The 21,499-nt window shown below is 58.2% G+C and carries 21 protein-coding genes; 12 read left to right on the top strand and 9 right to left on the bottom strand.

The features are described 5' to 3' along the window. Nucleotides 1-31: 31 nt before the first annotated feature. Nucleotides 32-1,348, bottom strand: coding sequence for a nucleotide sugar dehydrogenase (locus tag AACY02_RS11675; RefSeq protein WP_339432072.1), 1,317 nt, complete (start codon nucleotides 1,346-1,348; stop codon nucleotides 32-34). Between the two features lie 811 nt (nucleotides 1,349-2,159). After that, nucleotides 2,160-2,939 (bottom strand): peroxide stress protein YaaA, encoded by a 780-nt coding sequence (yaaA, locus tag AACY02_RS11680; RefSeq protein ID WP_339432073.1) that lies wholly within the window; start codon nucleotides 2,937-2,939, stop codon nucleotides 2,160-2,162. Between the two features lie 199 nt (nucleotides 2,940-3,138). Here yaaA and AACY02_RS11685 point away from each other — a divergent pair, with 199 nt between their 5' ends. The 6 genes from AACY02_RS11685 to AACY02_RS11710 all read left to right on the top strand — a co-directional run bounded on the left by AACY02_RS11685 (nucleotide 3,139) and on the right by AACY02_RS11710 (nucleotide 8,465). After that, complete coding sequence (locus tag AACY02_RS11685) at nucleotides 3,139-4,263, top strand: polysaccharide deacetylase family protein (protein ID WP_339432074.1); 1,125 nt, start codon at nucleotides 3,139-3,141, stop codon at nucleotides 4,261-4,263. Between the two features lie 348 nt (nucleotides 4,264-4,611). After that, complete coding sequence (locus tag AACY02_RS11690) at nucleotides 4,612-6,006, top strand: PhoH family protein (RefSeq protein WP_339432075.1); 1,395 nt, start codon at nucleotides 4,612-4,614, stop codon at nucleotides 6,004-6,006. A 235-nt stretch (nucleotides 6,007-6,241) separates the two neighbouring features. After that, entirely contained in the window at nucleotides 6,242-6,715 is a 474-nt protein-coding gene (gene moaC / locus AACY02_RS11695) for a cyclic pyranopterin monophosphate synthase MoaC (RefSeq protein ID WP_221729944.1), read from the top strand. Further along, nucleotides 6,712-6,954, top strand: coding sequence for a MoaD/ThiS family protein (locus AACY02_RS11700; RefSeq protein WP_339432076.1), 243 nt, complete (start codon nucleotides 6,712-6,714; stop codon nucleotides 6,952-6,954). The genes moaC and AACY02_RS11700 overlap by 4 nt, the downstream gene beginning before the upstream one ends. A gap of 3 nt (nucleotides 6,955-6,957) precedes the next feature. After that, complete coding sequence (gene moaE / locus AACY02_RS11705) at nucleotides 6,958-7,410, top strand: molybdopterin synthase catalytic subunit MoaE (protein ID WP_339432077.1); 453 nt, start codon at nucleotides 6,958-6,960, stop codon at nucleotides 7,408-7,410. A gap of 278 nt (nucleotides 7,411-7,688) precedes the next feature. Next, nucleotides 7,689-8,465: an ABC transporter substrate-binding protein gene (locus AACY02_RS11710; protein WP_339432078.1), complete on the top strand. Its 777-nt coding sequence runs from the start codon at nucleotides 7,689-7,691 to the stop codon at nucleotides 8,463-8,465. 124 nt (nucleotides 8,466-8,589) lie between these two features. Here AACY02_RS11710 and AACY02_RS11715 read toward each other — a convergent pair whose 3' ends face one another. The 5 genes from AACY02_RS11715 to AACY02_RS11735 all read right to left on the bottom strand — a co-directional run bounded on the left by AACY02_RS11715 (nucleotide 8,590) and on the right by AACY02_RS11735 (nucleotide 13,899). Continuing rightward, on the bottom strand, nucleotides 8,590-9,216 hold the full coding sequence (locus tag AACY02_RS11715; protein ID WP_339432079.1) for a helix-turn-helix transcriptional regulator: 627 nt from the start codon (nucleotides 9,214-9,216) through the stop codon (nucleotides 8,590-8,592). Nucleotides 9,217-9,293: 77 nt separating this feature from the next. After that, nucleotides 9,294-10,436 (bottom strand): NAD(P)/FAD-dependent oxidoreductase, encoded by a 1,143-nt coding sequence (locus AACY02_RS11720; protein WP_339432080.1) that lies wholly within the window; start codon nucleotides 10,434-10,436, stop codon nucleotides 9,294-9,296. A 149-nt stretch (nucleotides 10,437-10,585) separates the two neighbouring features. Further along, nucleotides 10,586-11,530, bottom strand: a complete 945-nt coding sequence (locus AACY02_RS11725; RefSeq protein WP_339432081.1) for an ornithine cyclodeaminase family protein — start codon at nucleotides 11,528-11,530, stop codon at nucleotides 10,586-10,588. 137 nt (nucleotides 11,531-11,667) lie between these two features. Continuing rightward, a complete protein-coding gene (gene rhlB, locus AACY02_RS11730) occupies nucleotides 11,668-13,146 on the bottom strand; it encodes an ATP-dependent RNA helicase RhlB (RefSeq protein WP_339432082.1) in 1,479 nt (492 codons plus the stop codon). A gap of 96 nt (nucleotides 13,147-13,242) precedes the next feature. Beyond that, nucleotides 13,243-13,899, bottom strand: coding sequence for an alpha/beta hydrolase (locus AACY02_RS11735; RefSeq protein WP_339432083.1), 657 nt, complete (start codon nucleotides 13,897-13,899; stop codon nucleotides 13,243-13,245). 466 nt (nucleotides 13,900-14,365) lie between these two features. Between AACY02_RS11735 and AACY02_RS11740 the strand changes: the two genes are divergently transcribed. The 4 genes from AACY02_RS11740 to AACY02_RS11755 all read left to right on the top strand — a co-directional run bounded on the left by AACY02_RS11740 (nucleotide 14,366) and on the right by AACY02_RS11755 (nucleotide 18,527). Further along, entirely contained in the window at nucleotides 14,366-15,397 is a 1,032-nt protein-coding gene (locus tag AACY02_RS11740; RefSeq protein WP_221729935.1) for an amino acid ABC transporter substrate-binding protein, read from the top strand. Between the two features lie 65 nt (nucleotides 15,398-15,462). Continuing rightward, a complete protein-coding gene (locus tag AACY02_RS11745) occupies nucleotides 15,463-16,644 on the top strand; it encodes an amino acid ABC transporter permease (RefSeq protein ID WP_339432084.1) in 1,182 nt (393 codons plus the stop codon). A 10-nt stretch (nucleotides 16,645-16,654) separates the two neighbouring features. Next, nucleotides 16,655-17,752, top strand: coding sequence for an amino acid ABC transporter permease (locus AACY02_RS11750; protein ID WP_339432085.1), 1,098 nt, complete (start codon nucleotides 16,655-16,657; stop codon nucleotides 17,750-17,752). 10 nt (nucleotides 17,753-17,762) lie between these two features. Then, a complete protein-coding gene (locus tag AACY02_RS11755) occupies nucleotides 17,763-18,527 on the top strand; it encodes an amino acid ABC transporter ATP-binding protein (RefSeq protein ID WP_221729932.1) in 765 nt (254 codons plus the stop codon). A gap of 57 nt (nucleotides 18,528-18,584) precedes the next feature. Here AACY02_RS11755 and AACY02_RS11760 read toward each other — a convergent pair whose 3' ends face one another. Both AACY02_RS11760 and AACY02_RS11765 read right to left on the bottom strand, forming a co-directional pair. Then, entirely contained in the window at nucleotides 18,585-19,073 is a 489-nt protein-coding gene (locus tag AACY02_RS11760; protein ID WP_339432086.1) for a type II toxin-antitoxin system MqsA family antitoxin, read from the bottom strand. After that, nucleotides 19,070-19,375, bottom strand: coding sequence for a type II toxin-antitoxin system MqsR family toxin (locus AACY02_RS11765; RefSeq protein WP_339432087.1), 306 nt, complete (start codon nucleotides 19,373-19,375; stop codon nucleotides 19,070-19,072). Before AACY02_RS11765 ends, AACY02_RS11760 begins: the two co-directional genes overlap by 4 nt. 166 nt (nucleotides 19,376-19,541) lie before the next feature. Here AACY02_RS11765 and AACY02_RS11770 point away from each other — a divergent pair, with 166 nt between their 5' ends. Continuing rightward, nucleotides 19,542-20,201, top strand: a complete 660-nt coding sequence (locus tag AACY02_RS11770) for a FadR/GntR family transcriptional regulator (protein ID WP_339432088.1) — start codon at nucleotides 19,542-19,544, stop codon at nucleotides 20,199-20,201. Beyond that, nucleotides 20,191-21,477: a CynX/NimT family MFS transporter gene (locus AACY02_RS11775; RefSeq protein ID WP_339432089.1), complete on the top strand. Its 1,287-nt coding sequence runs from the start codon at nucleotides 20,191-20,193 to the stop codon at nucleotides 21,475-21,477. Before AACY02_RS11770 ends, AACY02_RS11775 begins: the two co-directional genes overlap by 11 nt. The last annotated feature ends 22 nt before the right edge of the window (nucleotides 21,478-21,499 follow it).

Here is a 21,499-nt window from a genome sequence, read left to right on the forward strand (position 1 = left end):
CGCAGCTCGAGGCTTTTCGCTTAGGGCTGCGTTACCAGCAAATGCCTTCGGTGCGCGTACCGGCGTCGGTGGCTTTGGCCATGAAGCCGACCAGATCGATGACCTGTTTGCCGTGCGGTGCTTGCTGGGCCAGCGAACGGAATTTCTCGTCGCGGTTGCCGAGGATGATCACGTCGGAGTTATCGATGACCGAGTCGAAGTCTGCGTTGAGCAGGGACGACACATGCGGAATCTTCGATTCGATGTAGTCCTTGTTCGCGCCGTGAACACGGGCGTACTCGACGTTGCTGTCGTAGATGCTCAGGTCGTAACCCTTGCCGATCAGCATTTCAGCCAGCTCAACCAGCGGGCTTTCGCGCAGGTCGTCGGTGCCGGCCTTGAAGCTCAAACCGAGGAGAGCGACTTTGCGTTTGTCATGGCTTTCAACGATGTCGAAGGCGTTCTGCACTTGCGATTCGTTGCTGCGCATCAGCGAGTTGAGCAGCGGCGCTTCGACGTCCAGGGAGCCGGCGCGGTAGGTCAGGGCACGCACGTCTTTGGGCAGGCACGAGCCGCCGAACGCGAAGCCCGGACGCATGTAGTACTGGGACAGGTTGAGGGTCTTGTCCTGGCAGACCACCTCCATCACTTCACGGCCATCGACGCCGACGGCTTTGGCGATGTTGCCGATCTCGTTGGCGAAGGTCACTTTGGTCGCGTGCCAGACGTTGCAGGTGTACTTGATCATCTCGGCGACGGCGATGTCCTTGCGGATGATTGGCGCGTCGAGTTCTTCATACAGCGCTTGCAGAACGTCGCCCGAAGCCTTGTCGAACTCGCCGATGACGGTCATCGGTGGCAGGTCGTAGTCGGCGATGGCGGTGGATTCACGCAGGAATTCCGGGTTGACCGCGACGCCGAAATCAACGCCGGCCTTCTTGCCGGAGCAGTCTTCCAGGATCGGGATCACCACGTTGGCAACGGTGCCCGGCAGTACGGTGCTGCGAACGACGATGGTGTGGCGGGTGGTTTTTTCTCGCAGGACAAAACCGATCTCGCGGCACACCGCTTCGATGTAGTTCAGTTCCAGATCGCCGTTCTTCTTGCTCGGCGTGCCGACGCAAATCATCGACAGATCGGTGTCACGAATCGCCTCGGCGAAGTTGGTCGTGCCACGCAGACGACCGGTCTGGACACCCTGTGCCAGAAGTTCGCCCAGGCCCGGTTCAACAATCGGCGATTTGCCGGCGTTGATCATGTCGATCTTGTCTTTGGCAACATCGACGCCAACCACGTCATGGCCCCGTGCAGACAGGCAACCGGCACACACTGCGCCAACGTAACCCAAACCAAATATGCTGATGCGCATCGCAATTACCTCTGTATATATCAGGCCGTTAGAGGGCCGGAGTTAATGGTGTTCAGCGTTCATTAGTGCACTCGAAAGTGCGGCATACAGGCGCCACAATGCCGTGTGCAGGCATACTAAGTTTCGAGTGTCTAAATAAGTGCACTCAAGATGTGCGCAACCAGGCCTTGTTGTTATGACGTGCCCTGTTTTGCAGCCAATCTTCATGTTTGAAGATCTTGGTACAGTCGTTTTTACGCGCTTGATCTCAGGTTTAAGCCTTGTGTATCAAGCGGTTGGGTGCTCAGACGAGCACGTTTACAGGGGCGCGGCCATGGCCTTGCAGGGGATGTTAATGGTGCTTATCTCCTGTCCATCAAGTTGCTTTCAGACTAGTTAGTCATCTAGGCAAGTTGCTGTGACAACTTGGTTACATGGCTATCTGCCTGGCGTAAGTTATCTCGTACAAACTCGGCGAGAATCGTTACCGGTGGTATGAGCTATGCATTTGGACATAGTTCCAGCCCGCTCATCGCGAAATCTGAAATTTCTTGAAATATTGTCAAAGATGGCACTAATCTCAATTTGATAGCACTTTCGTTTTCGACCTTTATTAACAGGCGAATAATCACGTTAGATAGTTTTGTGCCACTACCGTGAAAAAATTCAGGTGCCACTACTGAAAAAAATGAAGAGTGTCGAGTGAAACTAATATTAGAAAAGAGGGTGTTGATTTTATGGCGCCATTAAAATGGCGATATCGAGGGAGGGATTTTTGACATCGTGCTCAATGCACGACTCTTTATAGAAAGCGTCGTGCATTGAGCATGCTTTATTCGGGGGCGTGGTCGCGCAAGAACACCAGCGTGTCCGGTTTCGATTGCTCGGTACTGTAGCGATAACCCTGCACATCGAATTGCTTGAGCAGGGCTGGGTCGTTGATTTTTTCCTGGATCACGAAACGGCTCATCAGGCCTCGGGCCTTTTTCGCGTAGAAGCTGATGATCTTGTACTGGCCGTTCTTCTGGTCCTTGAACTCGGTGTTGATGATCCGCGCGTTCAGGGCGCTGCGTTTGACCGCCGAGAAGTACTCGTTGGAGGCCAGGTTGAGCAGCACGTCGTCGCCCTGATCTGCGAGCGCCTGGTTCAGCCATTCGCTGATGCGCGTGCCCCAAAAGGCGTACAGATCCTTGCCACGGGCGTTGGCCAGTTTGGTGCCCATTTCCAGGCGATACGGTTGCATCAGGTCCAGTGGACGCAGCAGGCCATAAAGGCCGGAGAGCATGCGCAGGTGCTTTTGCGCGTAGTCGAACTGGGCTTCGCTGAAGGACTGCGCGTCGAGACCGGTGTACACGTCACCCTTGAACGCGAGCAGGGCTTGCTTGGCGTTTTCCGCGGTGAAGGCGGGCGTCCAGCTGCCGAAACGCGCGGCGTTGAGGCCGCCGATCTTGTCGGAAACGTGCATCAGTTCGCTGATCTGCGCCGGGCTCAGTTCGCGCAACTGCTGGATCAGCTCCTGGGAGTGGTCGAGGTATTGAGGCTGGGTAAAGCGCTGGGTCGCCGGCGGTGTTTCGTAATCGAGGGTCTTGGCGGGGGAAATCACCATCAGCATGAAGTCGTCTCCTTTAATCGTGGGGGCGATTCTAGGGGGTTGGGGCGGATGACTCCAGCTATCAAGTCCATAGGTGATCGACGGCCTGCTGCGTAACCCCGGTGGGAGCGGGCTTGCTTGCGAAGGGGATGGGGGGAGTGCGGGAAGTTGGGCGGGATCAGCTATAGTGCCGCGCGGGTTTTGTTATGGAGACACCTCTTTGCGCATTGTTCTTTTATTCACCGCGTGGCTATTGAGCTTCGGTGCCGTCGCGGCGCCGGGCGATGTGGCGACGCTGGATCGCAGCACTTGGCCTGAGCAACTGACCAGCCCGACCCTGTTCGATGTCGCTTCGCGTGCGGAAATCCTTATGTTCGCTCGCGGTTTGCTCGGCACCGAGTCCATGGGCGAAGCTGCACTGGCTCAGCGCCTGGGGCTGCGTACAGTCAATATCGACGCGATCAACAGCCTGCGCCAGCGTCTCTGGCAGCGCTTGCTGAGCAGCTATAACTACGCCCAGCAAAGCTGCGATCAGGATGCCTCGTTCTGCTTCCTCGTTGAGGACTTGCCGACGTTGCGCGAGCAGGCCGCCAAGTTTGTGGTCAGTGACGACAGTTTTTACACCCAGTGGGCAGAGCCGAGCCGGATCTTCCATTTGCAGTATCTGGACGAGCTGATGCGCAAGGCTGCGCTGTCACCGCAGACCAGCAATGAATTCGATCGTTTTGGCGACTACGAGCGTAATGGCGACGAGATGCACGACCGGCTGTTTCTGCTGACGTTCGACAGCGCTGCCAATGTGCAACCGGACAACACCGACTGGCTCACCGAGTACCTGCGCAAGGCAAACTTGAGCGGTACTTTCTTCATGCTCGGCAAGGATATCCAGGCGCGGCTGGCCGATCGTTCGGTGAGCAGCCTGCAAGCGGCGTTCTCTCAACAGTGCGTAGGCGTGCAGGGTTGGGAGTTCCGCTCCCATAGCTACTGGCAGGACTGGCAGGATTCGGTGCGCCGCAGCGCCGATCTGGTGAGGAACAAGTTGCCGGAAAACTACGTGCCGCTGTTCCGTCCACCGGAAGGTCAGCGCCGCAGCGACGCACAAGGGTTCTTCAATACCCAGGGCCTGCACGTGGCGCTGTGGGACATCGATGCCCAGGACGGTGCGGGCAAGCTCAAGGGCAACCCAAGCGCGCAGCGAGTGCTGACCCTGATGTTGTTGTGGCGGCACGGGGTGATCAATTTCAACATGAAACAGGATGCGGTGAAGACCTCGCTACCGTGGCTGATCACGCAAACCGCGCAAAGCGGCATTGGTTGGGAAGACTGCCAGGACGGGTTTCGCTGAAAAACGGAAAAAGCCCGGAAACATTGGGCTAGAGGTGGTTTTTTTCGAGGAATCGATGCAGGCGGACTTCCGACTCTAACGGTGTCGACAGAGTCCGCCAAGGGCTTTTCGTCACTTTGCAAAATAAACTTAAAAAAACCGTCAAAGTGCTTTTTTATGTCATGGGTTTTGGAGTATTACGAAGACAGACCGCCGAAACCTGCAACACAGGTGGCGTCTTCCAAGACCCATTTTGTGTGCAGTTCATCTGCTCCTCACCGAGAGCTTCGCAGGTGAATTCGGTAGTCACTTCGAGGCGCAGCACCGCCCAGGTATTGCGTCGAATGGCTCCCACAAAGGTGACCGAGTATGGATGATCACGGACGTAGCCCTTCTTCCAACCAGCCAATCCTTTATGTACTCGATACCAACGTATTGATTCACGATCCAAACGCCCTGCTTAACTTTGAAGAACATCACGTCGCCATCCCGATGACCGTGCTGGAAGAGCTCGACAAGCTCAAGAGCGGGCATCACAGCGTGGCCGCCGAATGCCGTCAGGCCATCCGGCTGATCGACAAGACCCTGGGCGATGCGTCCCCTGAAGACGTTGAACTGGGTGTGCCGATCCAGCGCGGCAAGGGCGGGCCGAAGGGCTTGCTGTCAATTTTGATGAGCAAGCACGCCGAGCCGCATCTGATTCTGCCCGAGCACCTGAACGACAACAAAATCATCAACCAGTTGATCGACCTGCACGCGCGCGATCCGAAAAAACCTGTGGTGCTGGTCACCAAAGACATCAACATGCGCCTCAAGGCGCGCGCCTGCGGCATTGCCGCCGAAGACTACAGCACCGACCAACTGGTCGATGACGTCTCCCTGCTGCCCAACGGCTATCACAACATGACCGGCTCTTTCTGGGACCGCGTGAGCAAGGTCGACACCCGCCAGGACCACGGCCGCACCTGGCATCAGGTGCAACTGATCGACAACCTGCCGGCGGTCCACATCAACGAGTTCATCATTGACGAACAGGGCTTTGTCGGCTGGATCAAGGAGATCGAAGAAGACAAGCTGCTGATCCTCGACCTGCATCAGGAACCGCTGCTCCATCAAGAGGCTTGGGGGCTCAAGCCACGGGACATCTATCAGAGTCTGGCGCTGTACGCGCTGCTGGACCCGGACATCCATCTGGTCAACCTGTCCGGGGCTGCCGGTTCGGGTAAAACCATTCTGGCGCTGGCGGCTGCGATCGAGCAGACCATGGTCAGCAAGCGCTATCGCCGCATTATCGCGACCCGCAGCGTACAAGGGCTGGATCAGGAAATCGGCTTCCTGCCCGGCACCGAAGCGGAAAAAATGGAGCCTTGGCTGGGCGCCATCACCGACAACCTCGAAGCCTTGCACATGGATGACGAAAACACCCATGGCAGCGTCGACTACATCCTCAGCAAAGTGCCGCTGCAATTCAAATCGCTTAACTACATTCGCGGTCGCAGCTTCCAGCAAAGCCTGATCCTGATCGACGAATGCCAGAACCTCACGCCGCACCAGATGAAAACCATCATCACCCGGGCTGGCGCCGGCTCCAAAGTGGTGTGCCTGGGCAACCTGGCGCAGATCGACACCCCTTACCTGTCCGCGACCAGCTCCGGGCTGACGTACCTGACCGAACGCTTCAAAGACTTCCCCAACGGAGTGCACATCACCCTGCAAGGGGTGCCTCGCTCGATCCTGGCCGAATACGCCGAATCGCACCTGTAACCCCGCAAACAAAACCGGGCGGCCCAACAGCCGCCCGGTTTTTTATGGGTAAACACAAAACCAAATGTGGGGCTTGCTCGCGAAGGCAGTGTCTCAGGTCATATTACTGGTGACTGACACTGCGCTTTCGCGAGCAAGCCCGCTCCCTCAGTAGATTTGCGGTGTGGCTGTAATCAAACTCGCGGAAATTTGACTCGCAGGTTTACAATCCCCGCTCCTGATCAGGAGTAATCCCGTGCTGACTCATCTCGATTCCCAAGGTCGCGCCAACATGGTCGACGTCACCGAAAAAGCCGTGACGTTCCGTGAAGCGACGGCCCAAGCGCTGGTGCGCATGCTCCCCGAAACCCTGCAAATGATCGTCAGCGGCGGCCATCCCAAGGGTGATGTGTTCGCCGTGGCGCGTATTGCCGGCATTCAGGCAGCGAAGAAGACCAGCGATCTGATTCCCCTTTGCCACCCGCTGATGCTGACCGGCGTCAAAGTCGAGCTCAGCGCTGAGGGCGATGACGCCGTGCGTATCGTTGCCCGATGCAAGCTCTCGGGCCAGACCGGTGTGGAGATGGAAGCGCTGACCGCTGCCAGCGTCGCCGCCCTGACCATCTACGACATGTGTAAAGCCGTGGATCGCGGCATGACCATCGAAAGCGTGCGCTTGCTGGAGAAAGTCGGCGGCAAGAGCGGGCATTTCCAGGCGGAGCAGCCATGAACCTGACCGTAAAGTTTTTTGCCCGATACCGTGAAGCGCTGGGTATGGACTCACTGCAGGTCGAAGGTGATTTCGCCACGGTCGATGACGTGCGTGCGTTGTTGGTCCAGCGTGACGGCGCCGACGTGCTGGGCGAGCAGAACCTCATGTGTGCGCGCAACGAAGACCTCTGCCAGCTCGACGAACCGGTGGCCGAGGGTGACGAAGTGGCGTTCTTTCCCACCGTGACCGGAGGCTGAACCATGGCGATTCGCGTGCAGGCCACGCCGTTCGATCCGGGCGCTGAAGTCAATGCGATGCACGCGGCCAATGTCGGGGTCGGGGCCGTGGTGAGTTTTGTCGGCTACGTGCGCGACTTCAATGATGGGCTGGATGTAGCGGGGATGTTCCTCGAACACTATCCGGGCATGACCGAAAAGGCCCTTGGCAAAATTGCCGTCGAAGCCGAACAGCGCTGGCCGTTGTTGAAGCTGGAGGTGCTGCACCGCATTGGTGCTCTGGAACCGGGTGAACCGATTGTGTTCGTCGGCGCCGCCAGCGCCCACCGTGAAGCCGCGTTCGATGCTTGCGCCTTTGTCATGGACTACCTCAAAACCCGTGCGCCGTTCTGGAAGAAAGAAAACACCAGCGACGGACCACGTTGGGTTGAGGGGCGTGACAGCGATCATGCCGCCGCAGATCGCTGGAAGGTTTAAAACCGGCGTCACCCTCAAGTCAGTCTTCGCGAGCAAGCCCGCTCCCACATTGGAATGCGTTCCTTTGTGGGAGCGGGCTTGCTCGCGAAAAGGCCCTCAGTCTCACCGTATAAACATCCTGAATCACCCGACCACCGGCCGCTACGATCTGCGCACACCCGATTGACGATGTATACATTTAAGTCCAGTATGGAATTATAAGTACAAAAAAGGCATTCCCCTGTTTCAATTCTTTCTTCTGTCTTGCCAAACCAACAACAACCCGCGAGAGAACGAATATGAAGAAGCTCCCCCTCATCACCGGTCTGGCGTTCAGCCTGCTGGCGTGCAGCAACGTATTCGCTGCCGAGAAAACCCTGCGCATCGGCATCGAAGCCGCTTACCCGCCCTTCGCCTCGAAAACCGACAAAGGTGAAATCGTTGGTTTCGACTACGACATCGGTAACGCCCTGTGTGCGCAGATGAAGGCCAAGTGCGTGTGGGTCGAAGGTGAGTTCGACGGTCTGATTCCTTCCCTGAAGGTGAAGAAAATCGACATGGCGCTGTCGTCCATGACCATTAACGAAGATCGCAAAAAATCGGTGGATTTCAGCCACAAGTACTACTTCACGTCATCGCGTCTGGTGATGAAGGAAGGCGCCACGGTCGATGACCAGTACGCCAGCCTCAAGGGCAAAAACGTCGGCGTGCAGCGCGCAACCACCACCGACCGTTACGCGACCGAGGTGTTTGAACCCAAGGGCATCAACGTCAAGCGCTACAGCAACAACGAAGAAATCTACATGGACCTGGCGGCCGGGCGCCTCGATGCGATTTTTGCTGACACCATTCCACTGAATGACTTTCTGTCGATGCCGCGTGGCAAGGGGTATGCGTTTGTCGGGCCTGAGTTGAAGGATCCGAAGTACGTCGGCGAAGGCGCGGGGATTGCGGTGCGCAAGGGCAATAAGGAATTGGTCAGCGAGTTGAACAGCGCGATCGACGGGATTCGCGCCAGTGGCGAATATCAGAAGATTTCCGAGAAGTATTTCAAGTCCGATATCTACGGCGACTGATCATCCGCCTTCGGGAGCAAGCCGCCTCCCACAGTGATTGCGTCGTACATGAAACCTGTGTACGGCTCGGTCACTGTGGGGGCAAGCTTGCTCGCGAAAAGGCCGCTACGGTCTCTGCAAATCTTTAGCCCTTCAATTCCTTCAAATGCTTGTACACCGTCGCCCGCCCCATGTTCAGCACATTGGCCACGTAGTTCGAGGCGCTCTTGCCCTTGAACGCGCCTTCGGCGTGCAGTGCCAGCACCAGTTCTCGCTTGTGATCGCGGGTCAGCAGATTCAGGCTCAGTTGCCGTTCGCGCAGCCAGGCGTGCAGGAAGGTGTTGATGCGCTCCTGCCAGTCATCGCGAAACAATGAGTCTGGTTGCGGGATCAGTTTGCTCGGCGACAGAAACAGGTCCAGCGCGGCCTTGGCGTTCTCGAACAACGAAATATTCAGATTGATGCACAGCACCGCCTGCGGATGGCCTTCGCTGTCACGCAGCACGGTACTCAGGCTGCGAATTTTTTGACCGTCCCAATTCAACTTTTCGTACGGGCCAATATTGCGCTCGCTGACCTCCTCGCTGAGCATGTCCTCCAGTGATGAATCGTCGCCGATTTCCCGTTTCGACAGGTTGTTGGCGATGTAGTCGACTTTCTGCGTGCGCAGGTCGTGCAGCACCACTTCGGCGTGCGGGAAGAACAGGGTGGCGATGGCGTCGGCGATGGCGCGGAAGTTATCCAGTGCCGGATCGAGTTCGTTGGCGGTCATGACAGTGGAGCTCCAGGCAGCGTCAGCGCCCCCGTAAACAGGAGGCGCTGCGAGTTTGCCGGAATCGGTGGAGCGCGTCATCCGGGGTGTTGCTCAGACAGCCGGGCAGGGGAGAGCATGGCGCTGCTCAGACCGAACTGGTGCAGATGCTCAGGCAGTGGCTGACCGCGCACCAGCGCCGCACTGGCCTGACCCATCGCCGGTGAAGTCTGAATGCCGTAACCGCCTTGCGCCGCGACCCAGAACAGCCCCGGTACTTGCTGATCGAAGCCACTGATCAGGTCGCCGTCGGCGACGAAGCTGCGCAGTCCGGCCCAGGTGCGGGTCGGTCGGCGGATGGTCAGGGTGGTCGCTTCTTCGATCTGGTAGATGCCCATGGCAATGTCCAGTTCTTCCGGCTGTACATCGTGGGGTTCGACCGGGTCGGCATTGGCTGGCGAGCCGAGAAACATCCCGGCGTCGGGTTTCATGTAGAAGGATTCGTCGAGGCTGACCAGCATGGGCCAGTGATGAATGTCGACGCCTTCGGGACCGGCAAAGATGAACGCGGCGCGGCGCTTCGGTTGCAGGCCCAGCGGTTTTGCCCCGGCCAGTTCGCCGATCTTGTCGGCCCAGGCACCGGCGGCGTTGATGATCACTGGCGCGCTGAACGTCTGATCCTGGGTTTGCACTTGCCAGAGGCCATCGGCATCGCGGTTCTGACTGAGCACTTCGCAATCGGTGTGCACTTCGCCATTGTTCCGGCGGATACCGCGCAGATAGCCCTGATGCAATGCGTCAGTATCAATGTCGCTGGCGCTCGGATCGTAGATCGCGCCGTGGACTTTTTCTCGGCGCAGGATCGGCAGCCGTGCACACGCTTCGTCGGCGCTGAGCAGTTGCATCTGCGGCACTGTCGCTTTTGCGCTCAGGTACTGGTTGCTCAGTTCGGCGGCGTCACCGGTGAAATCCACGGTCATTTCGCCGCGTGGCGTGAGCAATGGGTGCTCGCAGAAACCGGCGGGCGGGTGGTCGAAGAATGCGCGGCTGGCTTGCGTCAGAGCGCGTACTTGCGGTGTGCCGTAAGCGGCGGTGAACAGCGCCGCGGAGCGTCCGGTGGAGTGATAGGCCGGGTGCGATTCACGTTCCAGCACAATCACTTTGGCATGCGGCGATAGCCAGAAACCGGTGGAGGCGCCGGCAATCCCGCCGCCGATGATGATGAAATCTGCCTGGCTCATGAATGTCTCCAGTAAGGCGCAATATCGGGAAGTTCGACGATTTCCCTGTGGGCGCGGGCTTGCTCGCGAAAGCGGTGTGTCAGACGACACCAACGGTGCCTGATACTCCCTCTTCGCGAGCAAGCCCGCTCCCACAGAGAGGCGAGGTGTCAGTGCTGCAGGTGGTAAACCGCATTGGCCACGGCGATATCTTCCAGACCCAGGCCGATTGAACGGAAAAATACGTGACGTTCGTAACCGGGGCGCTGCACTTTTTCACTCAGCAGATCTGCCAGATCGCCGATGATCGAATCCTTGTCCCAGCCATGCTGTTCAGCGGCAATCAACATCTCACCCGCCGAGTCTGGCGTGGTCAGTCGATAGTCGCAGAACACCTGCATGTCGTTGAGGCTCTGCGGCGGTATTTCATGGGCGCGCGGGGCGTTGGTGCTGATCGAGGTGATCAGCGCCGGTTTGCTCAAGGTTGCCGGGTCGATCACGGGGCCTGCGGACGAGGTGCACAGCATGATCACGTCCGCATCGGCGATGGCGGCTTCACGGTTGTCGGCGATCTTCAGGCTTGGGGCAAGGGCTTTCAACACGGCCTGTGTTTCAGGATCTTCACGCAGGCTCGGCGAGTAAAAGCTGATACTCTGCCAGTCGCGCAACGATTTGACGTCATGCAGATGCGCCTGGGCGACCTTACCGCTGCCGATAATCGCCAGACGCCGCGCATCCAGCGGGGCGAGCGCATCGACGGCGACAGCGGTGGTCGCGGCCGTGCGTGCGGTGGTCAGTTGACCGGCATCGCAAAGCAGCAACGGTTGACCGGTTTTCATCGACATCAGCAGCGTCCACGCCGTGACCAGCGGCCCTTGCTCGTGGACGATGTACGGCGACGTCTTCACGCCGTACACACCGTCCTCGGCCAGCACGCCCAGATAGTTGATGAAGTCTCCGGCGCCCTGCGCGAATTCCACCCGTTGCTGGGCCGGTTGCACCGCATGGCCAGCAGCGAGATCGCGGAACAGCTTGCGCAGAATCTGCGGTACATCGATGCGGGCCAGCAGTTCCTGAGCCTGGGCTTGGTCGATCACGTAAGGCGTACTGGACATATCTGGCTCCGGAGACAAGAGTTAAACTAATTTGTCCATTATGGACTTTTAGTTCTGCCTAGCAAGCGCCTGTTGAAAAAAATCAGGCGAAAAAAAAGCGCAGTCCGTTACCGGCTGCGCTTCTTTTATGGCGTCGCTTACTGTGGACGCTTGCGCTCAACGGCGCGCAACAGATGCGTTGGCGGCGTTTCACAACTGATCTTGCGGCCCAGTTTTTCTTCGATGGACGGCAATTGATAGGAGTCGTCCTCGCCGGCGAAGCTGATCGACACACCATCGGCGCCAGCACGACCGGTACGGCCGATGCGGTGCACGTAGTCGTCCGGCACTTCCGGCAGGGTGAAGTTGATCACATGGCTGATACCGTCGATGTGGATGCCGCGACCGGCAACATCGGTGGCCACCAGCACGCGAATCTTGCCTTCGCGAAAGCCTTCCAGCGTCTTGATGCGTTTGTGCTGCGGCACGTCGCCGGACAGTTGCGCGGCGTTGATGCCATCACGCACCAGGCGTTCTTCGATGCGGCGTACTTCGTCCTTGCGGTTGGCGAACACGATCACGCGTTCCCAGCCGTTATCGTTGACCAGGTTGAAGAGCAGTTTGTACTTGTCGGCGCCGGCCACGGCATAAATGTGCTGTTCGACGTTTTCGTTGGCGACGTTCTGCGACTCGATCTCGACGATGGACGGGTCGGTGGTCCACTGCTTGGCCAGGTTCATCACGTCTTCGGTGAAGGTCGCGGAGAACAGCAGCGTCTGGCGTTCGCTTTTCGGTGGCGTCTGGCGAATGATCTGGCGTACTTGCGGGATGAAGCCCATGTCGAGCATGCGGTCGGCTTCGTCCAGCACCATCACTTCGACCATGTCCAGGTGCACGTCGCCGCGCTGGTTGAAGTCAAGCAGACGGCCCGGTGTGGCGACGAGAATGTCGCAATGGCGCGCTTCGAGGTGTTTGAGTTGCTTGTCGAAATCCATGCCGCCCACAAACGTCATCACGTTCAGACCGGTGTATTTGGTCAGGTCGGCGGCGTCCTTGGCGATCTGCACCACCAGCTCGCGGGTCGGCGCGATGATCAGCGCGCGGGGTTCGCCCATGTAGCGCTCTTTCGGCGGCGGCGTCTGCAACAGCTGAGTGATGATCGAGATCAAAAACGCGGCCGTCTTGCCGGTGCCGGTCTGCGCGCGACCGATGGCGTCTTTGCCTGCGAGGGTGAAGCCCAGCACTTGCGCCTGAATCGGCGTGCAATACGGGAAGCCCAGGTCCTGGATGGCGTGCATCAGTTCCGGGGACAGCTTGAAATCGTGGAAGCGGGTTTTGCCTTCCTGTGGCTCGACGGCGAAGTCTTCGAGTTTCCACGGGATGACCGGTGCCTTGGGCTTGGGCTCGCGACGCGGTTTGGCCGGTTTCGGCGTTTCGCTCATTGCCGGCGTTGCGGCAACGGGTACGGTCGGGGCAGGTTTTGACGCTTGCTTGGCTGCCGCTACAAAAGCATGGCGGTCGGCCGCAGGCGCATCGGCGCGATGACCGGGGGCGCTCGAGGGCGCACTGGGAACTGGCGCGAGCTGCTCAGCCTCGCTTTTACCGAACATTTTCTTGAGTGCTTTGAGCACGGTCATCTCATCAATTGGTTAAGGAATGTACGCCGGCCAGTGTAATGCAAGAATCGGGCGCGGCGTAGTGGGATGATCAAAGGGCAGGGCTTGCGCGCAAAATCAGCGCAGACGTTCGCTCAACCAGACGCCGATGTCGCGAATTTCTTCGGGTAACACTTCGTGCTCCATTGGGTATTCCTGCCATGTCACGGTGACACCATGCTGCTTTAAATACTCAAATGCGCTACGCCCCATCGAGTTCTGCACCACACCGTCGAATTGACCGTGCAGGCAAAGCGCCGGGATGCGCTGCTGGCTGGCGGACAACTCCAGTGCATCGCTGAACGTTGGCGCATACGTCGACAGCGCCAGCACCCCGCCCAATGGGCCCTGCCATTTCAAAAACGCGGTGTGTAAAACCACGGCGCCGCCCTGGGAAAAACCGGCAAGAAAAATTCGCGAGGCGTCTATTCCGCTGGCTCGCTCGCTTTCTATCAACTCGATAATGTCTTCGGCAGAGGCTTCCAGTTCATCGCGGTCGATCGCTCGCGCCGGGCTCATGGCTTTGATGTCGTACCAGCTCGGCATGGCATATCCACCATTAATGGTAACGGGCCGGGTCGGCGCCTGAGGCAGCACGAAACGCGTGCTCAAGAGGCTTTCCTGCAACGCTTCAGCCACCGGCAGGAAGTCATAGCGATCGGCGCCGAGGCCGTGCAGCCAGATCACGCAGGCGTCTGCGGGCTTAACAGGCTGAAGAATCAAGGGCTCGGTCATGGCTGCTCCAATTGTGTGCGGGCGCTCTCATTGAGTGCGCGATTTGCGTGCGCGCCCGGTTTATCTGTTAAGAATATGTCGCAAGGCTGCAAGTTTTGCTATTGACCTGTCGCTCAATCGCTTCAGCGGCCGGTGTGGTACGGGCTTTGCTTTGAGGTAGTCGTGCAATCGATCTCGCGCCTGGCGGTAACACTATCAGTGAACGCCTGATGACGGGATAGCAAAGAATCCGGTGATGGATGTTCGCCAATGGCCGCTTCGGGCTTAGCGAACGTGAAAGGGCTACAGCCCGTTCGGCCGACTGGTGAGAAGTGAGTTGTCCATGATGTGGATTTTCTCCTACTAGACTCATAGCGAAGGTCATACGTCGGTTGACCCCAAAAAAGCCAACACGGGTCAACAACGCCTCAAAAGGGTGCGACAGGACTCAAGCTCCGACACAACAAGAGCAAAACTGGAGGTTTGAATGAAGATGTTGAAATCCACTCTGGCGATCGTGACTGCAGCAACGGTTCTCGGCGTCAGCGGGTTCGCTCAGGCGGGTGCAACGCTGGATGCCGTGCAGAAGAAAGGTTTCGTGCAGTGTGGCGTGAGTGACGGTCTGCCGGGCTTCTCGGTGCCGGACTCTACCGGCAAGATCCTCGGGATCGACGCTGACGTCTGCCGCGCTGTGGCCGCTGCTGTTTTCGGCGACGCGACCAAGGTCAAGTTCAGCCAGTTGAATGCCAAGGAGCGCTTCACCGCGCTGCAATCCGGCGAGATTGACGTTCTGTCGCGCAACACCACCATGACCAGCTCGCGTGATGCCGGCATGGGCTTGAAGTTTCCTGGCTTCATCACTTATTACGACGGTGTCGGCTTCCTGGTTAACAAGAAGCTGGGCGTGAAAAGTGCCAAGGAACTGGACGGTGCGACCATCTGTATTCAAGCCGGTACCACCACCGAATTGAACGTTTCCGATTACTTCCGTGGCAATGGCCTGAAGTACACCCCGATCACTTTCGACACCTCCGATGAAAGCGCCAAATCGCTGGAATCCGGTCGTTGCGACGTGCTGACTTCCGACAAGTCGCAGCTGTATGCACAACGCACCAAGCTGGCCTCGCCGAAGGATTACGTAGTTCTGCCGGAAACCATTTCCAAAGAGCCTCTGGGTCCGGTCGTGCGTAACGGTGACGACGAGTGGCTGGCCATCGTTCGTTGGGTTGGCTATGCAATGCTCAACGCTGAAGAGGCCGGCATCACTTCGAAAAACGTTGAAGCCGAAGCCAAATCCACCAAGAACCCGGACGTTGCCCGTCTGCTGGGCGCTGACGGTGAATACGGCAAAGACCTGAAACTGCCCAAAGACTGGGTCGTGCAAATCGTCAAGCAAGTCGGTAACTACGGCGAGATCTTCGAGAAAAACCTCGGCAAGAGCACTCCGCTGGAAATCGACCGCGGCCTGAATGCCCTGTGGACCAACGGCGGCATTCAATACGCACCACCAGTGCGCTGATGGTTCTATCACCCGGTGGGCCAACCACCGGGTGATGTTCTGTTCCATTCTTTGCGGGGCACTTCATGCAAAATTCAATCGGCGCACCAAAGCAGAGGTTCAGCCTCAGCGATCCACGTGTGCGTGCGTGGCTGTTTCAGATCATCACGGTTATCGCGGTGGTCAGTATGGGTTGGTATCTGTTCGATAACACGCAAACCAACCTTCAACACCGGGGCATTACTTCCGGTTTCAGCTTTCTGGAACGCAGTGCCGGGTTCGGCATCGCACAACACCTGATCGACTACACAGAATCGGACAGCTATGCCCGGGTCTTTGTCATCGGCCTGCTCAACACCTTGCTGGTGACCATCATCGGCGTGATCCTGGCGACAATCCTGGGCTTCATCATCGGTGTGTCGCGGCTGTCCAAGAACTGGATCATCAACAAGCTGGCGACAGTTTACGTTGAGGTTTTCCGTAACATCCCACCGCTGCTGCAAATCCTGTTCTGGTACTTCGCGGTGTTTCTGACCATGCCAGGGCCGCGCAACAGTCATAACTTCGGTGACACCTTCTTTGTCAGCAGTCGCGGCTTGAATATGCCCGCGGCGTTGGCGGCGGACGGGTTCTGGCCGTTTGTGGTCAGCGTCGTCGTGGCCATCGTTGCTGTTGTGCTGATGTGCCGCTGGGCCAACAAGCGCTTTGAAGCAACCGGTGTGCCGTTCCACAAGTTCTGGGCCGGGGTGGCGCTGTTCTTTGTGATTCCTGCGTTGTGTGCACTGATCTTCGGCGCGCCGCTGCGTTGGGAATTCCCCCACCTGCAAGGTTTCAACTTTGTCGATGGCTGGGTGCTTATTCCGGAACTGCTGGCCTTGACCCTGGCCCTGACGGTCTACACGGCGGCCTTTATTGCCGAGATCGTGCGGTCGGGTATCGCCTCTGTCAGCCACGGGCAAACCGAAGCGGCGCACTCTCTGGGTTTGCGAAACGGCCCAACCCTGCGCAAGGTGATTATCCCGCAGGCTTTGCGCGTGATCATTCCACCGCTGACCAGCCAATACCTGAACCTGGCGAAGAACTCCTCGCTGGCGGCCGGTATCGGTTATCCGGAAATGGTTTCGCTGTTCGCCGGCACCGTGCTCAACCAGACCGGTCAGGCGATCGAAGTCATTGCCATCACCATGAGCGTGTACCTGGCGATCAGTATCAGCATTTCCCTGCTGATGAACTGGTACAACAAGCGCATTGCGCTGATCGAGCGGTAAGGAAAAGCGCATGAGTACTCATACTTTCAAACCCGACATGCCTCCACCGAGCAGTAGCATCGGTGTGATTGCATGGATGCGCGCGAACATGTTCTCCAGCTGGCTCAACACCCTGCTGACCCTGTTTGCGTTCTATCTGATCTATCTGGTGGTTCCTCCGATTCTCAGTTGGGCGATTCTCGATGCCAATTGGGTCGGCACCACTCGCGCCGATTGCACCAAGGACGGCGCCTGCTGGGTGTTCATTCAGCAGCGTTTTGGCCAGTTCATGTATGGCTATTACCCGACGGCCTTGCGCTGGCGGGTGGATCTGACCGTATGGCTGGCGGTCATTGGCGCGGCACCGCTGTTCATCTCGCGTTTTCCGCGTAAAGCGGTGTACGGGCTGAGCTTTCTGGTGTTGTACCCGATCATTGCCTACTTTCTGCTGCACGGCGGACTCTTCGGCCTGATCAACGTCCCGACGCCTAAATGGGGTGGTCTGATGCTGACGTTGGTGATCGCCACCGTCGGTATTGCCGGTGCGTTGCCACTGGGGATCATTCTGGCACTGGGCCGTCGTTCGAACATGCCGGCGATTCGTGTGGTCTGCGTGACCTTCATCGAGTTCTGGCGCGGCGTGCCGTTGATCACGGTGCTGTTCATGTCTTCGGTGATGCTGCCGCTGTTCCTGCCTGAAGGCATGAACTTCGACAAGCTGCTGCGGGCGCTGATCGGCGTGATCCTGTTCCAGTCAGCCTATGTCGCTGAAGTGGTGCGCGGCGGTCTGCAAGCGATCCCCAAAGGTCAGTACGAAGCCGCTTCGGCGATGGGCCTCGGTTATTGGCGGGCGATGGGCCTGGTGATCCTGCCCCAAGCCCTGAAAATGGTGATTCCCGGGATCGTCAACACCTTCATCGCGCTGTTCAAGGACACCAGCCTTGTGATCATCATCGGCCTCTTTGACCTGCTCAACAGCGTCAAGCAAGCCGCTGCCGATCCAAAATGGCTGGGCATGGCCACCGAAGGCTACGTGTTCGCCGCCCTGGTGTTCTGGATTTTCTGTTTTGGTATGTCGCGCTATTCCATGCACCTGGAACGCAAGCTCGACACTGGCCACAAGCGTTAGGAGTTGTGTAATGACTGAAGCAAGCAAAAAGCCTGTGAGCCCTGAAGGCATCATTCAGATGCAGGGCGTCAACAAGTGGTACGGCCAGTTCCACGTGCTCAAGGACATCAACCTCAACGTCAAGCAGGGCGAGCGTATCGTCCTGTGCGGCCCGTCGGGTTCCGGCAAGTCGACCACCATTCGTTGCCTCAATCGCCTGGAAGAACACCAGCAGGGCCGCATTGTTGTCGATGGCGTAGAGCTGACCAACGACCTCAAGCAAATCGAAGCGATCCGCCGTGAAGTCGGCATGGTGTTTCAGCACTTCAACCTGTTCCCGCACCTGACCATTTTGCAGAACTGCACCCTGGCGCCGATGTGGGTACGCAAGATGCCCAAGCGCAAGGCCGAAGAAATCGCCATGCATTATCTGGAGCGCGTACGCATTCCGGAACAGGCGCATAAATTTCCGGGGCAATTGTCCGGCGGTCAGCAGCAGCGTGTGGCGATCGCCCGCGCCCTGTGCATGAAGCCGAAAATCATGCTGTTCGACGAACCGACCTCGGCGCTCGATCCAGAGATGGTGAAAGAAGTTCTGGATACCATGATCGGCCTCGCCGAAGACGGCATGACCATGCTCTGCGTGACCCATGAAATGGGCTTCGCCCGTACCGTGGCCAATCGCGTGATCTTCATGGACAAGGGCGAGATCGTAGAGCAGGCTGCGCCGAACGACTTCTTCGATAATCCGCAGAATGAGCGGACGAAGCTGTTCTTGAGTCAGATTTTGCATTGATCGAGTCCAGGCATTGAATTAAACCCGGATTGAGTTCCGGGTTTATTTTGTCCGGGGTCAGGAGGTCAATACAGGTTCGTGTTCTGGGTAACGCGCAGCCATTAGCTGCTTGAGATCGTTACCTTGATTGACTGCCTGTACGTCGGCCAACAAATGCGGGTGGCGATCCAGTAGTTGCATCAAGGTGAGCAGCGGTTGAGGAGGAGCAAGCTCGCCCCGCTCGTAGCGTGAAAATGCATTGTGTCCTCCACCCGATAACAACTTCACCGCGTTCTTTTGGGTGAGATGAAGCTTAAGTCGGATGCGTTTCATCTCGGTGCCAATAAGTCGAAGGGAGTCTTCGAGCAAACGATCCCCGGCATCCACGTAGCGTTCAGCGCTGTCGGTGTCGTTGTCAAAAATGATTTCACCGCAAGCCCTGCACTCCCAACCGGCAAGAGTGTGCACGAGCCGCGAAAACTGTTTGTAATTGACGGTGAGACTGCGATTTCGAAAATGACTCATTCCGTCTTCGGTGCCGCAACTGATGCACGGTCTTTTGCTCATGTGTTTTTCTCCTTGAAGGAGATTCCCGGGGGCCCACCGCCAGAGCAGTAAGTCACTTTGATGTAAATCTCCAAACCACGAAACGAGGTGTGATCGTGCCAGTTGCGATGGTTGGCGTAGGACGTCATGGATTTGTAAAGCATGCGCCGCTCAAGCGAGCAGACGATATGCGTCATTGATTCATATGACATGCCCATTTCCCTGCCAGTCTCCAGCGCGCGTCGGGTGAAGGCTTCTTTGCCGCGTCGCACGACATCCGCCTTAATCACCGCCACGTCGTAATGGGGTGTGTTCTTTTCCATAAGAAAGCAAAACCCTGTCCCTAAAATTACCCTTAAAGGGTAATTTTCACCAATCGAAAATACCGCTTCATGTGTCTCCGATTGACCCTAGGCGGTTGCCGTCCTACATGAGTCTGACTAACATGTCAGAAAATTCATCCCATGATTGGATGAAAGGGCGAATCCTATGTCAGACATTTCTCCACTCATTAAACGATCCCTGGTTGATCAGGCCTTGGATCAGTTGCGTCAGCGCATCAATAGCGGCGTCTGGCAGGTCGGTGAGCGTCTGCCCACCGAACCTGAGCTGTGCGCCGAACTGGGCATCAGTCGTAACACCGTGCGTGAAGCCATGCGCGTTCTGGCGTTTTCCGGGCTGATCGAAATCCGTCAGGGCGACGGCAGTTATTTGCGCGCGGTGGTCGACCCGATGGACACGCTCAAGGCGCTGTCGCGCTGCTCACTGGAGCAGGCCCGGGAAACCCGGCACATCCTTGAGGTCGAGGCCATTGGTCTGGCGGCGTTGCGCCGCAGCGACGAAGACCTCGTCGCATTGCGCGAGGCGCTTGGCACCAGCGGCAGCCATTACCACGGCGATCTCGATACCTACATTGCCTGCGATCTGGTGTTCCATCGTCGGCTGGTGGACGCCGCGCACAACCCGACCCTCAGCGAGCTGTATCGCTATTTTTCCAGCATCGTCGGCGCGCAATTGCGCCAGACCCTGAACATCTCCCCGCGTCGTCAGGAAGTGTTCGATCTGCACATCGAATTGCTCGATGCGGTCGAGCGACGTGACCCGGAGCGGGCCAAAGCCATATCGAGGCAGTTGATCAATGAATCTTGAAAGCGAAATAAACCTGTCCGCTCCCAAGCGAACAGCCGAACTTGAAGAGCTGCTGATCGACGCCGAGGCCGATGACGAGCAGGTGCAACAAAGCCACCCCCTGGTACGTCGGCCGTGGCTGTTGCTGCTGGGCTTGATTCTGGTGGCGCTGAACCTGCGCCCGGCGCTGTCGAGCATGGCACCGTTGCTCAGCGATGTTTCCAAAAGCCTCGGGCTGTCGGCGGCGCAGGCGGGTTTGCTGACCACGCTGCCGGTGCTCTGCCTCGGATTGTTTGCACCGCTGGCACCGATTCTGGCGCGGCGTTTTGGTGCAGAACGGGTGGTGCTGGGGATTCTGCTGACACTGGCTGGCGGGATCATTTTGCGCAGCAACTTTGGCGAGATCGGCTTGTTCGCCGGCAGCGTATTGGGCGGCGCCAGCATCGGCATCATCGGCGTTTTGCTGCCAGGCATCGTCAAACGCGACTTCGCCAAACACGCCGGCACCATGACCGGTGTCTACACCATGGCCTTGTGCCTGGGCGCAGCAATGGCGGCAGGTTCGAGCGTGCCGCTGAGCGAACACTTGGGTCACAACTGGACCATGGGCCTGGGCTTTTGGGTCATTCCGGCGCTGGTCGCCGCGGTCTTCTGGTTGCCGCAAGTCGGGCGCAAACACGGTGCGCATAACGTCGCCTACCGCGTGCGTGGTTTGCTGCGTGACCCGCTGGCCTGGCAGGTGACTTTGTACATGGGCCTGCAATCGTCGCTGGCCTACATCGTTTTCGGCTGGTTGCCCTCGATCCTCATCGGTCGTGGGCTGACACCGACTCAGGCCGGCCTGGTGCTGTCCGGCTCGGTGATCATCCAGCTCGCCAGTTCGCTGGCCGCGCCCTGGCTGGCGACCCGTGGCAAGGATCAGCGTCTGGCCATCGTGGTGGTGATGGCGCTGACCCTCGGCGGTTTGTTCGGTTGCCTGTATGCACCGATCGAAGGCCTGTGGGGCTGGGCGATTCTACTGGGGCTGGGGCAGGGCGGTACGTTCAGTCTGGCGTTGACGTTGATTGTGTTGCGCTCGCGGGATGCTCATGTAGCGGCGAATCTGTCGAGCATGTCCCAGGGCTTCGGCTACACGCTGGCGTCGATGGGGCCGTTCGCGGTCGGTGTGGTGCATGACTGGACCGGCGGCTGGAATGCGTTGGGCTGGATCTTCGGCATCATTGGCTGTGGCGCGATCCTCGCCGGCCTGGGGGCCGGTCGTGCGTTGTACGTTCAGGTCACAAGCGAAAAAATCTGAATGCGCTGATTTCAAATGTGGA

This window comes from Pseudomonas sp. EA_65y_Pfl2_P78 (assembly GCF_963970495.1).
GTDB lineage: Bacteria > Pseudomonadota > Gammaproteobacteria > Pseudomonadales > Pseudomonadaceae > Aquipseudomonas > Aquipseudomonas baetica_A.